The organism is Halomonas sp. PGE1, assembly GCF_013000985.1.
Lineage (GTDB): Bacteria > Pseudomonadota > Gammaproteobacteria > Pseudomonadales > Halomonadaceae > Halomonas > Halomonas alkalicola.
This window is the reverse complement of sequence record NZ_CP053032.1, coordinates 2,696,237-2,710,582: the sequence shown is the minus strand read 5'-3', so window position 1 is coordinate 2,710,582 and position 14,346 is coordinate 2,696,237. Positions and strand designations below refer to the sequence as shown.

Here is a 14,346-nt window from a genome sequence, read left to right as displayed (position 1 = left end):
GGTTGACACCACGCGGGGGCGCCGGGAGTGTATCATGGGCGCCGGCGGGGTTCGCCGGCTGCCGATCCGGGCGGCGCGGGTCCCTTGGGAAGATCGACTCGGCGCTCAAGGAGAAGCCTCTTGGGATCTGCGCAGCTGTCATTGAGTTACGGCCAGGCCTACGTGGCGCCGGATCGGCGCCATCACCGCAGCTCCATGTCGGTGCGCTTTCCGCAGCCCGGGCAGCTCAATGCCAAGGGCGCCTGCGCGGTGATCAGCGACTCCATCCGGCGCAATTCCATGGCCAAGCAGGCCGGCGACCTCAGCGTGCGCGGCTTCCTGGCCGACTACTACTCCACCCCCGACCACTGGGACGTCAAGACCTCGGCGACCCGGGTGCTGCGCGCCCTCAACGGCTGGTGCTACAGCCAGAGCCAGTGCGTGGCCGAGGGCAGCTATGTCTCCTCGCTGTCGGCCATGGTCTATCGTGGCCGCACCGCCCACCTGTTCCACCTGGGCGATACCCTGGTGTTTCGCCTGCGCGGCGCCGAGTTCGAGCAGCTCAGCCGCGACCATGTCACCGACCTCGGCGGCTATCGCTACCCCTCCCGGGCGCTGGGCATGGATAACAGCATCGATATCGACTATGCCCAGTTTCCCATCAAGCAGGGCGATATCTTCCTGTTCACCACCCAGGCGGTGCTGGGCACCCTGATGCCCTCCGAGTACGTGCAGCTGATCCGCCAGGATGTCAGCGACCTCAACGCCGCCTGCGACCGGCTGGCCGAGGCGGCGGTGCAGCGGGCCCAGGCTCGCGGCTATGGCGCCGAGCAGTTCTGCTTCCAGCTGGTACGCATTGACGAGCTGCCCGACGAGCAGCCCGACCACCCCGGTCGCGCCTATGGCGAGCTGCCGATTCCGCCGGAGCTCGCGCCGGGTGATCGCCTGGACGGCCTGCAGGTCGAGGCGGTGCTCTCGCGCACCGCCCAGTCGCGGGTCTACCGGGTGCGGGACGTGCACACCGAGCGGGAGATGGTGATGAAGGCGCCGAGCCCGGAGCTCTCCAACCGCAACGCCTACCTGGAGCACTTCCTGCTGCAGCAGTGGGTGGTGGAGCGGGTCAAGTCGCCCTTCGTGGTGAGGATCATGGAGTCCTCCCGGCCGCGCCACTACCTCTATTACCTGATGGCCTACGTGGAGGGCGAGACCCTCACCGAGTGGGCCAGGCGGCACCCCCAGGCGAGCCTGGTGCAGCGCCTGGACATCGCCAATCAGCTCGGCAAGGCGATCCAGGCGCTGCATCACCGCGACATACTGCACCAGCAGATCTATCCGGGGAACGTGCTGATCGACGCCCACGGTCAGGTGGTGCTCACCGACTTCAGCGCCTGTCGGGCCCGGGAGGGAGGGGGGGCATCGCGATGCCCGGGAGCTGCTGCGCCAGGTAGGCCTGACCGAGCACAGTGCCCCCGAGTACGCCCTCGACGATTCGGTGGGCCGGCGCAGCGACCAGTACTCCTATGCGTCCACCGTCTACTGGCTGGTCACCGGCGAGCTGCCCTACGAGCTCACGCCCAACCGCCTGCGCAGCCATACCGACCTCGAGCAGCTGACCTACCGCAGCGCGCGCACCCGCAATCCCGAGGTGCCGCCGGCCCTGGACGAGGCGCTGCGCCGCGCCCTGGACCCCCAGCGCTCACTGCGCTTTCGGCGCATGTCGGAGTTCCGCCGCGCGCTGCGCCAGCCCCTCGCCACCGAGCCGCATGGCGCCGGCCCCCGCGCCCGGCCGCGGCTGTTTCGGGACCCCGGCCACTTCTGGCAGGGCGTGGCCGGCATCCTGCTGCTGCTGCTGATTCTCTCCTGGCTGCTGCGATAGGCGCTTCTGGCGCTTGAGCTCAGGCTAGAGCTTGAGCTCTTGCTAGAGCTTGAACTCCGGCAGCTTGCGCTCGACCCGGTGCAGCGCCAGCTTGGCCACCTTGGGCAGGCCGTTCTCGAAGGGCGGGAAGTCCTCGCCCTGGATCAGCGGCAACAGGTACTGGCGGCACGCCTCGGTGATGCCGAAGCCATCCTCGCGGATGTACTCCCTGGGCATGAACTTCTCGCGGTTGGCGACCTCGGCCAGCGGGGCCGGCTCGATGGTCCAGCGGTAGGGGGTGTCGGAGACGCGCTTGATGGCCGGCATCATGGAGTTCTTGCCGGCGATCGCCAGCTCCACTGCCTTCTCGCCCACCGCGTAGGCCTGCTCCACGTCGGTCTTCGAGGCCAGGTGGCGGGCGGCGCGCTGCAGGTAGTCGGCCACTGCCCAGTGGTACTTGTAGCCCAGGTCCTGCTTGACCATGCCGGCAAGCGTGGGGGCCACGCCGCCGAGCTGGCGGTGGCCGAAGGCGTCAGTGTTGCCGGAGTCGGCCAGGAAGGTGCCGTCCTCGTAGCGGGCCCCCTCGGAGACCACGATCACGCAGTAGCCGTACTTCTTGACCGCCTCGTCGACCCTGGCCATGACCGCGGAGCGATCGAAGGCCACCTCGGGGAAGATCACCAGGTGGGGCGGCTCGCCTTCGCCGTTGCCGGCAAGCGCGCCGGCGGCGGCGATCCAGCCTGCGTGGCGGCCCATCACCTCGAGCACGAACACCTTGGTGGAGGTGGCGCACATGGAGGCGATATCCAGAGAGGCCTCCAGGGTGGAGGTGGCGATGTACTTGGCCACGCTGCCGAAGCCCGGGGAGTTGTCGGTGATCGGCAGATCGTTGTCCACGGTCTTGGGCACGTGGATAGCGGTGAGCGGGTAGCCGAGCTTCTCGGAGAGCTGGGAGACCTTGAGGCAGGTGTCGGCGCTGTCGCCGCCGCCGTTGTAGAAGAAGTAGCGGATATCGTGGGCGCGGAACACCTCGATCAGCCGCTCGTACTGGGCGCGGTGGCTCTCGATGTCCTTGAGCTTGTAGCGGCAGGAGCCGAAGGCGCCGCCCGGGGTGTGGCGCAGCGCGGCGATCGTCTCGTCGGACTCCCGGCTCACGTCGATCAGGTCCTCGGTGAGGGCGCCGATGATGCCGTTGTGGCCGGCATAGACCTTGCCGATCTGGTCCGGGTGGCGGCGGCAGGCCTCGATCACGCCGCAGGCGCTGGCATTGATCACGGCGGTGACGCCGCCGGACTGGGCGTAGAAGGCATTGTGGGCCATGGGGCTGTTCCTGCTCCTGGTCGCTGCTGGTCGGGGATGGGGTGACGAAAGTCGGAGGATTCTAGCCGAAAGCGGCCGAGGCTGCATCCGGCGCCCCTCTCCGGCCTGCCCCCGGCGCCTTTCGCTATCACCCTTCCGGCACCTGCGATAGCTCTGCCCGGGGTCGCCGGGCGCTGGAGGGGCTCCCGGCGCCATGCTAGTCTCGCCACACCCTGCCGCGGTGGGATGCCGCGGCGCACGTCGGTAGTCAGGAGAGCGCATGCACGTCCATATCCTCGGTATCTGCGGCACCTTCATGGGCAGCCTGGCGCTGCTGGCCCGGGAGCTTGGCCATACGGTCAGCGGCTCGGATGCGGGGGTCTATCCGCCCATGAGTACCCAGCTCGAGGAGGCGGGCATCGCCCTTTGCGAGGGCTATGCCCCGGCCAACCTCGAGCCGTGCCCGGATCTGGTGGTGATCGGCAACGCGCTCTCACGGGGCAATCCCGAGGTGGAAGCGGTGCTCGACCTCGGCCTGCCCTATGTCTCCGGCCCCCAGTTGCTGGCCCAGCAGGTGCTGCCCGGGCGGCGGGTGATCGCGGTGGCCGGCACCCACGGCAAGACCACCACGGCGAGCCTCGTCGCCTGGCTGCTGGAGTCCGCGGGCCAGGCCCCCGGCTTCCTGATCGGCGGGGTGCCGCGCAACTTCGGCGTCTCCGCGCGCCTCGGGGCCCCGGGCGCCCCCTTCGTGGTGGAGGCCGACGAGTACGACACCGCCTTCTTCGACAAGCGCTCCAAGTTCGTCCACTACCGCCCCGAGATCGCGGTGCTGGGCAACCTCGAGTTCGACCATGCGGATATCTTCGAGGACCTCGCCGCCATCGAGCGGCAGTTTCACCATCTGGTGCGCACCGTCCCGGGCCGCGGGCGGCTGCTGGTGGCCGACGGCGAGCCGGCGCTCGACCGCGTGCTGGCCATGGGGGCCTGGACGCCGGTCGCTCGCTTCGGCCGGGATGCCGCGAGCGCCTGGCGATACGAGCTCGAGCGCGAGGACGCCTCGCGCTTCCGGGTGATTCACCAGCAGGGGGAGGGCGACGACAGGGTCGATGAGGATGCCGTGGTGGACTGGCCGCTGACCGGCGACTACAACGCCAGGAACGCCCTGGCGGCGCTGGCCGCCGCCCACGCCTGCGGGGTCGATCTGGCCCGGGGCGCGGCGGCGCTGTCGCGCTTCGAGACCCCGCGGCGGCGCCAGGAGCTGCGCGGCGAGGTGGCCGGCATCCAGGTGATCGACGACTTCGCCCACCACCCCACTGCCATTGCGGCGACCCTCGCCGGCCTGCGCGCCGCCACCGCCCGCGGTCGGCTGCTGGCGGTGATCGAGCCGCGCTCCAACACCATGCGCCTGGGCAGCCTGCGCGACCGCCTGGCCGAGTGCGTGGCCGCCGCGGACATCGCCTACTGGTTCCAGCCGGCGGGACTCGACTGGTCGCTCGCCCCGGTGATCGCGGCGAGCCCGGTGCCGGGGCACCTGGAGCAGGACCTCGACGCCCTGGTGGCGGCGCTGGTGGCCGAGGCGCGCCCCTATGACCGCATCGTGGTGATGTCCAACGGCGGCTTCGGCGGTATCCATGAGCGACTGCTGGTCGCCCTGGAGGCGGCCCATGGCTGAGCGGAATCTCGAGCGCGAGACGCCGGCGTCCCCCTTCGGCCCGCCGGTGACGGTGGCGCTCACCGGCGCCTCGGGGGCCCAGTATGGCCTGCGCCTGATCGAGGCGCTGGTGGCCGCCGAGCGCGAGGTGTGGGTGATGATCTCCAAGGCGGCGCACCTGGTGATCGCCACCGAGACCGATGTCGAGCTGCCGGCGCGCCCCGAGCGCCTGGCCGAGGCGCTGGTCGCCCGCAGCGGGGCGCGGCCGGGCCAGATCCGCTGCTTCGGGCGCGAGGACTGGATGGCGCCGGTGGCCTCGGGCTCCGGGGCGCCCTCGTCCATGGTGATCTGCCCCTGTTCCACCGGCACCCTCTCGGCGGTGGCCACGGGGGCCAGCAACAACCTGATCGAGCGCGCCGCCGACGTGGCCCTCAAGGAGCGCCGCCAGCTGGTGCTGGTGCTGCGCGAGACGCCGCTCTCGGCCATCCACCTGGAGCACATGCTGAACCTCACCCGGCTGGGCGCGGTGGTGCTGCCCGCGGCGCCGGGCTTCTACCACCAGCCGAGCACCATCGATGACCTGGTCGATTTCATCGTGGCGCGGATCCTCAACCAGCTCGGCATCGAGCACCGCCTGATGCCGCGCTGGGGCGAGCCGTGATCAGCCTCAAGCTGCTGTCGGTCTTCGTGCCGACCTTCCTGTTCGTCTCCATCACCCCGGGCATGTGCATGACCCTGGCCATGGTGCTGGGGATGACCCAGGGAGTGCGGCGCACCCTGTGGATGATGGCCGGGGAGCTTGTTGGGGTGGGGCTCGTGGCCCTCGCCGCCGGCGCCGGGGTGGCCGCCCTGATGCTGCGCCAGCCGGAGCTCTTCGCGCTCTTCAAGTGGCTGGGCGGTGCCTACCTGATCTACCTGGGGGTGATGATGTGGCGCTCTCGGGGGCGCATGGCGATTCCGCTGGAAGAGCTGGAACTGGCCCCGGCGAGCCGAGGCCAGCTGGCCCTGCAGGGCTTCGTGACGGCGGTGGCCAATCCCAAGGGGTGGGCCTTCTTCGTGGCGCTGCTGCCGCCGTTTCTCGACGCCTCGCGCCCGCTGGGCGGCCAGCTGGCGGTGCTGATCGCCATGATCCTGACCATCGAGTTCCTCTGCCTGACCCTCTACGCCGCCGGCGGAAGCCGGCTGCGGCGTCTCCTCGGCCGTGACGGCAACGTGCGCCTGCTCAACCGCATCGCCGGCGCGCTGATGATGGGCGTCGGCCTGTGGCTCGCGCTGGGCTGAGCGCCGGCCCCCGGCCTAGATCGGCGGCAGCCAGGCGATGCGCGCGGCTACAAGCACCAACGAGCCGATGCCGAGCCAGGCCCAGGGGCAGGGAGTGAGCGGGGCCCGCGGCCTGGCCTGCCAGGCGAGCTGGACCAGCGCGCAGACGACCAGGCCCAGCAGGGCGCCGCCCACCAGATCGCTGAACCAGTGCACGCCGATCACCAGCCGCGACAGCGCCATGACCACGGCGAACAGGATGGCGCCCCAGTAGACCCTGTGGCGCTGGCGGTAGGGCAGCTCCCGGGCGATGAAGGCCGCGGCGAGCCCGGCCAGCACCACCGCCGTGGAGCTGTGGGCGCTGGGGTAGGCCATGGAGCCGGTCAGGTAGTCGGGCGTGCCCGGGCGCGGGCGGTCGAAGAAGGCCTTGCCCCAGGTGTTGAGCAGGGCGATCAGGCCGAGCCCGCCGCCGATATGGGCGAAGGCGTCGAGGCGGCGCCGCCACAGCAGCCAGACCCCCCAGGGCAGCACCAGGGCGAGCACGCCATAGGTGTCGCCGACCCGCGCCAGGGCCTGGCTTGCCGTCTCAAGCCAGGGGGTCGCCAGGTAGTCGAAGAGGGCGTGCAGGCGCGCATCCATCACCAGCGGGCCATCGGCGCCATGCTGCATCACCATCAGCGTCCAGCCCGAGACGCCTCCCAGCGACAGGATCAGCAGCAGCCAGCTGGCCAGGGGTACCTCGCCCCGGGCGCGGGCGCTCTGTGACAGCCAGAGCCGGCGCATCACCGGGTGGCGACGCGCGACCCGGGCGAGCAGGCGGTAGAGTCGCCCGCTGCGGCCCACCTGCTGGCGCAGCCAGGAGAAGATCACGATCAGCGCCACCAGGATGGCGGCCAGGGCCACGATCAGCGGCTGGGCGCCCTCGGGGACGTCAAGCAGCTGCTGCCAGGTGCGTCCCAGCAGATAGCCCGGCAGCACGTAGGCCGGGGCCCACAGCGCCGCCGAGGCGAGATTGGCCCAGGTGAAGGCCCGCGGCGACATCCTGAGCATCCCGGCGATCAGCGGTACCACCGGGCGCACCGGGCCGACGAAGCGGCCGAAGAACACCGAGAGGGTGCCGTAGCGCTGGAAGAAGCGTGCCCCCCGGGCGAGCCACTCCGGGTGGCGCGACAGCGGCCAGAGCCGGGTGACCCGCTCGTGCTGGGTATAGCCTAGCCAGAAGCTGATCCAGTCGCCCAGCACGGCGCCCACGAAGGCGGCCGCCACGATGAGCGGCAGCGAAAGCTCCTGATGGCCGGCCAGGGAAGCGGCGGCGGTCATCAGCACCACCCCGGGCACCAGCAAGCCGACCAGGGCCAGGGATTCGACCAGGGCAATGGTGGCGATGATCAGCAGCAGCAGGGTGGGAGAGGGCGTCAGCTGGTAGAGGGCGTCGGCGAGGTTCAAGGAAGGCTCCGTGTCGGGTGGGTCGGGGGCCGGCATGGGTGGCCGCAGGGGGTGTCGAGACGGGGTGCGAGGTCAGCCATTGACCTGCCGCTGGACGGTGGCCTGCAGCCGCTGCATGAAGTGTCCGGGTGATTCGCCATGGCGCAGATGGCAGTCGGTCAGGCGCGTCTCCACGGGGCCGGTGTCCAGCAGCACCGCGCGATGCAGCGCCTCCTCGAGGCGCTGGCGAACCAGCAGGGCGCCGCTCTCGCTGGTGTCCGGCAGCACCAGCCAGAAGTCGGCATCGCCCTCGCGGCCCAGCAGGTCGTGGTCCCGGCTGCAGCGTGCCACGGTATCGCAGAGGGACCCGAGCAGGGCGCGTCGCGCCCCGGGCCCGAACTGCTCGCCGGCCATCTCCAGCTGGGGCAGGTGGATGACCAGCACCGCCAGGCGCTGGTGGAGCAGCTCGGCGCGCTCGCACTCGCTGTGAAGCCGGTCATGCAGGGCGCTGCGCCGGATCGCGTCGCACTCCTCGTCCAGTGGGTCGGTGGCCTGGAGCAGGCTGCGCTGGTGGAGGATCTCCCAGGGGGCGAGGCCGGCCACCATCACCAGGCTCAGGTAGCCCAGCGCCAGGTCCAGGTCGAGCAGGTTCTCGCCCAAGAGCAGCCAGAGCGGGGTCAGGGTGAGGTTGAGCAGCATGGCCGGGCCCAGCGGCAGCAGCAGCAGGGTCAGCACCGGGGGCAGGCCCAGCCAGAAGGGGGCGAGGGAGGACTGCGCGGGCAGCTCCATGGCCACCAGCAGGTAGCCGCACACCAGCACCAGGTAGGCCGAGAGTCGGGCGGTCTCCGGCTGGCCCAGGCGCATCAGGGCGGCGGTGATCAGCAGCGGGGCGAGCAGCGCGGGTAGCAGGATGCGGTCGTAGTCGCCGACCAGGTAGAACCAGGCCGCCTGGACGACCAGCAGCAGGGCGGCGAGGGCATAGAGGCCGGCGTGAAGCCGGGTGTGCTGCAGCTCAGCCATGATCCACCTCGCGCGCCGGGCCCGTTGCCTCCGTCTGGCGCTCCAGCGCCCGGCACTCGTCGGCCAGCGAGACGATCCGCGAGAGCGGTGTGGCGCGCAGCCGCTGGATGGGCCCCAGCGCGGCCAGCAGTTCGGCTCGCCGGTGTTCGGCCTGCTCGGCATCCGGAGAGAGCAGCAGGGCGGCCAGGGTGCGGCCATCGAGCCGATAGCAGTGCTCGAAGCTGCGGGTCAGGGTGCACAGCCGCTGAGCCTGGTGCCAGAAGCGTCTGCGCCCCGTGCGCAGCAGCACGAGCTCGCCATGCACCTCGTCGCGGCGGATCCGGGCGCGTTCCCGGGGCAGGTCGCGGCCCAGCTGGGCGCGCGGCCAGAGGCGCAGGCCGGGCGCCAGGTGGGCGCGGCGGCGGGCGATGCCGCGCAGCGGCGCCAGGTCGCGGGAGCGGGAGAGCCCGAGCAGCAGCAGCGCCGCCAGCACCGCGCCGGAGAAGGCCGCCTGCTCCGGCGGCATGGCGTGGGCCAGCCAGCCCCAGGAGAGTGCGGCCAGCAGCAGGTTGAGGATGGACATCCAGGCCGGCTGGGGCAGCATGACCAGGGCCGCCCAGGCCCACAGCCAGATCGGAAAGCGTTCGGGGGCGGTGAGCAGCAGGGCGGTGAGCAGCAGGCTGGGCAGCAGCTGCCAGGGCACCAGGGGGGGGCGGCGATGGCTGAACTCCACCAGCACGGCCGAGACGGCCAGCCAGCCGGCGGCCATCCACAGCAGCAGGGCCTCGGTGAGGTTCGCCGAAGCCGGGGCCATCAGCGCCGGCAGCAGGGCCGCCAGCAGCAGGTTGAGGCGCAGCAGGCCGACTTTGTACTTGCTCTGCATGGTGGCTTACTATGGCTCCCTTTCCCGAATTCGCGCGGCCAGGCTGCGCCAGTATAACGTCGTGGCCGCTCCCTCTGGCCACGCCCACAGGAGACCTCTTTCGGCATGTCAGCACAAGTCATCTCCACCGACGAGGCGATCCGGGACGTCGAGACCTACATGGCCGGGCTCGGCCAGGCGGCCCGCCAGGCCGCGGCCGCCATGCGTCGCGCCTCCAGCGGCGCCAAGAACGCCGCCCTGCTGGCCATCGCGGCGCGCCTCGAGGCGCAGCGCACGGCGATCGCCGCGGCCAACGCCGAGGACATGGCCCGCGGCCGGGACGGCGGGCTCGACGCCGCGCTGCTCGACCGCCTGGAGCTCACGGCGCCGCGCATCGACGCCATGATCGAGGGGCTCCACCAGGTGGCGGCGCTGCCCGACCCCGTCGGCGAGATCGACGGCCTGCGCTACCGGCCGAGCGGGATCCAGGTGGGGCAGATGCGCGTGCCGCTGGGAGTGATCGGCATCATCTACGAGTCGCGGCCCAACGTCACCGTCGAGGCGGCGAGCCTGTGCCTCAAGTCCGGCAATGCGGCGATCCTGCGCGGCGGCAGCGAGGCGCGCGCCTCCAATGCCGCCATCGCCGCCTGCATCCGCGATGGCCTGGCCGATGCCGGGCTCCCCGAGGGCGCCGTGCAGGTGGTGGCCACCACCGACCGCGCCGCCGTGGGTCGCCTGATCGCCATGCCCGAGTATGTCGACGTGATCATTCCCCGCGGCGGCAAGTCGCTGATCGAGCGGATCTCCCGCGAGGCCCGGGTGCCGGTGATCAAGCACCTGGACGGCGTCTGCCACGTCTACGTGGATGCCACTGCGGATCTCGACAAGGCCTTCGCCATCGCCGTCAACGCCAAGACCCACCGCTACGGCACCTGCAACACCATGGAGACCCTGCTGGTGGACGCGCCGGCGGCCGAGCACCTGCTGCCCCGGCTGGCCGCGGCCTACGCCGAGCACGGCGTGGAGCTGCGCGGCTGCGAGCGCACCCGGGCGATCCTGCCCGAGGCCGCCGTCGCCAGCGAAGCGGACTGGGGCACGGAGTACCTGGCGCCGGTGCTGGCGGTGCGCGTGGTGGAGGGCATCGAGGCCGCCATCGAGCACATCGAGCGCCACGGCTCCCACCATACCGACGCCATCGTCACCGACGACTACGGCCTGGCGCGGCGCTTCCTGGCCGAGGTGGACTCCAGCTCGGTGATGGTCAACGCCTCCACCCGCTTCGCCGACGGCTTCGAGTATGGCCTGGGCGCCGAGATCGGCATCTCCACCGACAAGCTCCACGCCCGCGGGCCGGTGGGCCTCGAGGGGCTGACCACCCGCAAGTACGTGGTGCTGGGCGACGGCCAGATCCGCCAGTGAGCCAGGGCGTGCACCTGCCGCTGCCGGCGGGGGAGGCCGACCCGCCGCGCGCGCCGCGCATCGCCATGCTCGGCGGCACCTTCGACCCGGTGCACCTGGGCCACCTGCGCAGCGCCGTGGAGCTTCGCGAGGCGCTCGAGCTGGATCGGGTCCATATGATCCCGGCCAGCGTGCCGCCGCTGCGCGGCGAGCCGCGGGTCTCCCCGGAGCAGCGCCTGGCGCTGCTGCGCCTCGGTATCGGTGACACGCCCGGCCTGGTCGCCGACCCCCGGGAGCTGCACCGGGCGGGTCCCTCCTTCAGCGCCGACACCCTGGCCTCGCTGCGCGAGGAGGTCGGCCCCGGGGCGCGCCTGGTGATGGCGCTGGGCCATGACGCCTTTCTGCGCCTGGCCGACTGGCACGAGCCCGAGCGGCTCTTCGCCCTGGCCCATCTGGTGGTGATCGACCGCCCCGACTTCGAGGCGCCGCTGCCGGCGGCCCTGGACGCGCTGATCGCCGGCCGCGAGGTGGCCGGCGTGGAGGCGCTGATGGCGAGCCCCGCCGGCGGCCTGCTGCGCCTCAGCCTGCCCTCGCGCATGGCGATCTCGGCCACCGAGGTGCGCCGCCGCCTGGCCCAGGGCAGAAGCGTGCGCTACCTGCTGCCCGAGGCGGTGGAGCGCCACCTGCTCGAGCATGGCCTCTACCGCAGCTGACTTCCTGAAGCACTCCGCTGAGGAGTGCCGGGGGCAGGCCGAGCCGTGTGGTGATGGCAGAAAGGCCGGGAACGGGCGCTGCCAGCGGGCGGTCAACCCGGTACAATGGCCGATCAACGACATTCAGACAGAAGACCCTATGCAAACTGACGCACTCAAGACTCTGGTGATCGACGCGCTGGAGGACCTCAAGGCCAAGGACATCGCCCTGCTGGATGTCTCGCACCTGACCAGCGTGACCGACCTGATGGTCATCGCCAGCGGCACCTCCACCCGTCACGTGGCGGCCCTGGCCGGCAACGTGGTCCAGAAGGCCAAGGAGGCCGGCCTCCAGCCGCTGGGCGTCGAGGGGGAGAACGGCGCCGACTGGGTGCTGGTCGACCTGGGTGACGTGGTGGTGCACGTGATGCTGCCGGAAACTCGCCAGCTCTACGACCTCGAGCGCCTGTGGGCCGACCTGCCCAGCGACGCCGAGCGCAGCGAGGGCGAGGCCTCCGGGGCATGAGGGTCCGCCTGCTGGCGGTGGGCACCCGCATGCCCGCCTGGGTCACGGAGGGGGTCGAGGAGTACCGCAAGCGACTCCCCCGGGACTTCGCCCTCGAGGTGGAGGAGATCGCCCCCGGCCAGCGCGGCAAGAATGCCGACATTCCCCGTGCCATCGCCCAGGAGGCCGAACGCATCCGGGCCCGCCTGCGCGGTGACGAGCATGTCGTGGCCCTGGAGGTGGGGGGCAAGCCGTGGAGCACCGAGCAGCTCGCCACCCACGCCGAGGCCTGGCGCCTCGACGGGCGCGACGTGGCGCTGCTGGTGGGCGGCCCCGACGGACTCGAGCCGGGGCTCTCCGCCGCCGCCGATCAGCGCTGGTCGCTGTCGCCGCTGACCCTGCCTCACCCGCTGGTACGGATCCTGCTCGCCGAGCAGCTTTACCGTGCCTGGACCCTGATGGTGGGTCACCCCTACCACCGCTGACCGAGCCACCGCCTGGCCGAGAGTGCGATGCGCAAGAATCGCGACAACCTCAAGAGCCCCGAGCAGGAGCTGCGCATCTTCCGGGTGCGTGCGCTGCTCGCCGCCGTGCTGGTGTTCGCCATGACCGGCCTGCTGATGGGGCGGCTGGCCTACCTGCAGGTGGTCCAGCACGAGCTCTACAGCACCCGCTCCGAGAAGAACCGCGTGCGGGTGGAGCCGCTTCCCCCCACCCGCGGCTTGATCTACGACCGTAACGGGGTGCTGCTGGCCGAGAACCGGCCCACCTACAACCTCACCCTGGTGCGTGAACGGGTCGATGACCTGGACGCGACCCTGGCGCTGCTGGTGGAGCTGCTCGAGCTCTCCGACGAGGAGGCCGAGGCGTTCCGGCTGCGCTCCCGCCAGCGCCAGCGGCCCTTCCAGCCGGCGCTGCTGATGAGCGATCTCGATGAACAGCAGATCGCCCGGGTGTCGGTCAACCGCCACCTGCTGCCCGGCGTCGAGGTGGAGGCGCAGCTGCTGCGCTACTACCCGGATGCCGAGGTGATGGCCCACGCCCTGGGCTATGTGGGCCGCATCAACGCCGAGGAGATGGCGACCCTGGATACTGGTCGCTACGCCGGCACCTACTTCATCGGCAAGACCGGCGTCGAGCGCTTCTACGAGGACGAGCTGCACGGCCAGGCGGGGCTGCGCAAGGTGGAGACCAATGCCCGCGGACGGGTGTTGCGCGAACTGGGGCGTACCGACCCGGTGCCGGGCCAGCACCTGACCCTGACCCTCGACAAGAAGATGCAGAAGCTGGCCTATGAGCTGCTCGACGGCCGCCGCGGCTCCATCGTCGCCATCGCACCGAAGACCGGCGAGATCCTGGCGATGGTCTCGGCGCCGGGGTTCGACAGCAACCAGTTCGTCACAGGCATCGACGTCGCCTCCTATCGGGCGCTGCAGGAGAACCTCGACCTGCCGCTCTACAACCGGGCCATCCGCGGCCATTATCCGCCGGGCTCCACCATCAAGCCCTTCCTGGCCCTGGCCGGGCTGGCCGAGGGGATCATCACGCCGGATCGGGCGATCCATGACCCCGGCTTCTACCAGCTGCCCAACGACTCCCGCCGCTACCGCAACTGGCTGCGCTGGGGGCACGGTCGGGTCGACATGGAGCGCTCCATCGCCGTCTCCAACAACACCTACTACTACTCGCTGGCCCACGATATGGGCATCGACCGGATCCATGACAACATGAGCGCCTTCGGCTTCGGGCAGCGGGTGGGCCACGACGTGTTCGGCGAGAGCACCGCGCTGATGCCCTCCCGGGACTGGAAGCGCGGGCGCTTCAACCAGCCCTGGTACCCGGGGGAGACCCTCTCGGTGGGCATCGGCCAGGGCTACTGGCAGGTCACCCCGCTGCAGTTGGCCACCGCCACCGCGGTGCTGGCCAACCGCGGCGAGTGGGTCAAGCCGCGCCTGGCCAGCCATATCGGTGACCGGGAGGTGCCGGCCCGGGTCGCCGACACGCCCGCGGACATCGAGATCCCCAATGACGCCTGGTGGGACCGGGTCTTCTCCGGCATGGAGAAGGTGCTCACCGGTCACGAGGGCACGGCGCGGCGCACCGGGGTCGGGCTCGAGTACCGCATGGCCGGCAAGTCCGGCACCGCCCAGGTCTTCTCGCTGGGCCAGGACCAGCGCTACAACGCCGAGGAGCTGGCCGAGCGGCTGCGCGACCACGCCCTGTTCATGGCCTTCGCACCCACCGAGGACCCCCAGATCGCGGTGTCGGTAATCGTCGAGAACGCCGGGGGCGGCAGCACCCACGCCGCCCACCTTGCCCGGGCCATGACCGATGCCTGGCTGCTCAGGGATCGCGAGCTCGACGTGGAGGAGCTGCGCGAGGCAATGGAGGAAGACGATGGCCGAATCGCGGGGAACTGAG

12 protein-coding genes and 1 pseudogene are annotated in these 14,346 nt (G+C 71.1%); 9 read left to right on the top strand and 4 right to left on the bottom strand.

The genetic code is table 11. The features are described from left to right. Positions 1-120: 120 nt before the first annotated feature. A pseudogene (locus HIR79_RS12765) lies at positions 121-1,855 on the top strand (bifunctional protein-serine/threonine kinase/phosphatase). A 42-nt stretch (positions 1,856-1,897) separates the two neighbouring features. On the opposite strand, the gene HIR79_RS12760 reads toward HIR79_RS12765, so the two are convergent. Then, complete coding sequence (locus HIR79_RS12760; protein ID WP_169958656.1) at positions 1,898-3,154, bottom strand: 6-phosphofructokinase; 1,257 nt, start codon at positions 3,152-3,154, stop codon at positions 1,898-1,900. Between the two features lie 259 nt (positions 3,155-3,413). Between HIR79_RS12760 and mpl the strand changes: the two genes are divergently transcribed. The 3 genes from mpl to HIR79_RS12745 are packed head-to-tail and all read left to right on the top strand — an operon-like array spanning position 3,414 to position 6,065. Then, positions 3,414-4,805 carry a UDP-N-acetylmuramate:L-alanyl-gamma-D-glutamyl-meso-diaminopimelate ligase gene (gene mpl, locus HIR79_RS12755; RefSeq protein ID WP_169958655.1) on the top strand — a complete coding sequence of 464 codons (1,392 nt, stop codon included), beginning with the start codon at positions 3,414-3,416 and terminating at the stop codon, positions 4,803-4,805. Further along, the gene (locus tag HIR79_RS12750) at positions 4,798-5,445 is read left to right on the top strand and encodes a flavin prenyltransferase UbiX (protein WP_169958654.1); all 648 of its coding nucleotides are present in this window, start codon (positions 4,798-4,800) and stop codon (positions 5,443-5,445) included. Before mpl ends, HIR79_RS12750 begins: the two co-directional genes overlap by 8 nt. Next, positions 5,442-6,065 carry a LysE family translocator gene (locus HIR79_RS12745; protein ID WP_169958653.1) on the top strand — a complete coding sequence of 208 codons (624 nt, stop codon included), beginning with the start codon at positions 5,442-5,444 and terminating at the stop codon, positions 6,063-6,065. The genes HIR79_RS12750 and HIR79_RS12745 overlap by 4 nt, the downstream gene beginning before the upstream one ends. Before the next feature lie 15 nt (positions 6,066-6,080). On the opposite strand, the gene HIR79_RS12740 is transcribed toward HIR79_RS12745, so the two are convergent. From HIR79_RS12740 to HIR79_RS12730, 3 genes are all read right to left on the bottom strand, one after another. Beyond that, positions 6,081-7,490, bottom strand: coding sequence for a bifunctional DedA family/phosphatase PAP2 family protein (locus tag HIR79_RS12740; RefSeq protein ID WP_169958652.1), 1,410 nt, complete (start codon positions 7,488-7,490; stop codon positions 6,081-6,083). A gap of 72 nt (positions 7,491-7,562) precedes the next feature. Continuing rightward, positions 7,563-8,489 (bottom strand): diguanylate cyclase domain-containing protein, encoded by a 927-nt coding sequence (locus tag HIR79_RS12735; protein ID WP_169958651.1) that lies wholly within the window; start codon positions 8,487-8,489, stop codon positions 7,563-7,565. Beyond that, positions 8,482-9,351: a hypothetical protein gene (locus HIR79_RS12730; protein ID WP_169958650.1), complete on the bottom strand. Its 870-nt coding sequence runs from the start codon at positions 9,349-9,351 to the stop codon at positions 8,482-8,484. The genes HIR79_RS12735 and HIR79_RS12730 overlap by 8 nt, the downstream gene beginning before the upstream one ends. A 105-nt stretch (positions 9,352-9,456) precedes the next feature. On the opposite strand from HIR79_RS12730, the gene HIR79_RS12725 reads away from it, so the two are divergent. From HIR79_RS12725 to mrdA, 5 genes are all read left to right on the top strand, one after another. Next, complete coding sequence (locus HIR79_RS12725; protein ID WP_169958649.1) at positions 9,457-10,749, top strand: glutamate-5-semialdehyde dehydrogenase; 1,293 nt, start codon at positions 9,457-9,459, stop codon at positions 10,747-10,749. 65 nt (positions 10,750-10,814) lie between these two features. Next, a complete protein-coding gene (nadD, locus tag HIR79_RS12720) occupies positions 10,815-11,441 on the top strand; it encodes a nicotinate-nucleotide adenylyltransferase (protein WP_169959585.1) in 627 nt (208 codons plus the stop codon). A gap of 139 nt (positions 11,442-11,580) precedes the next feature. Then, on the top strand, positions 11,581-11,946 hold the full coding sequence (rsfS, locus tag HIR79_RS12715) for a ribosome silencing factor (RefSeq protein ID WP_169958648.1): 366 nt from the start codon (positions 11,581-11,583) through the stop codon (positions 11,944-11,946). After that, positions 11,943-12,410, top strand: a complete 468-nt coding sequence (rlmH, locus tag HIR79_RS12710) for a 23S rRNA (pseudouridine(1915)-N(3))-methyltransferase RlmH (RefSeq protein WP_110069724.1) — start codon at positions 11,943-11,945, stop codon at positions 12,408-12,410. The genes rsfS and rlmH overlap by 4 nt, the downstream gene beginning before the upstream one ends. Positions 12,411-12,437: 27 nt before the next feature. Beyond that, a complete protein-coding gene (gene mrdA / locus HIR79_RS12705; RefSeq protein ID WP_169958647.1) occupies positions 12,438-14,345 on the top strand; it encodes a penicillin-binding protein 2 in 1,908 nt (635 codons plus the stop codon). The last annotated feature ends 1 nt before the right edge of the window (position 14,346 follow it).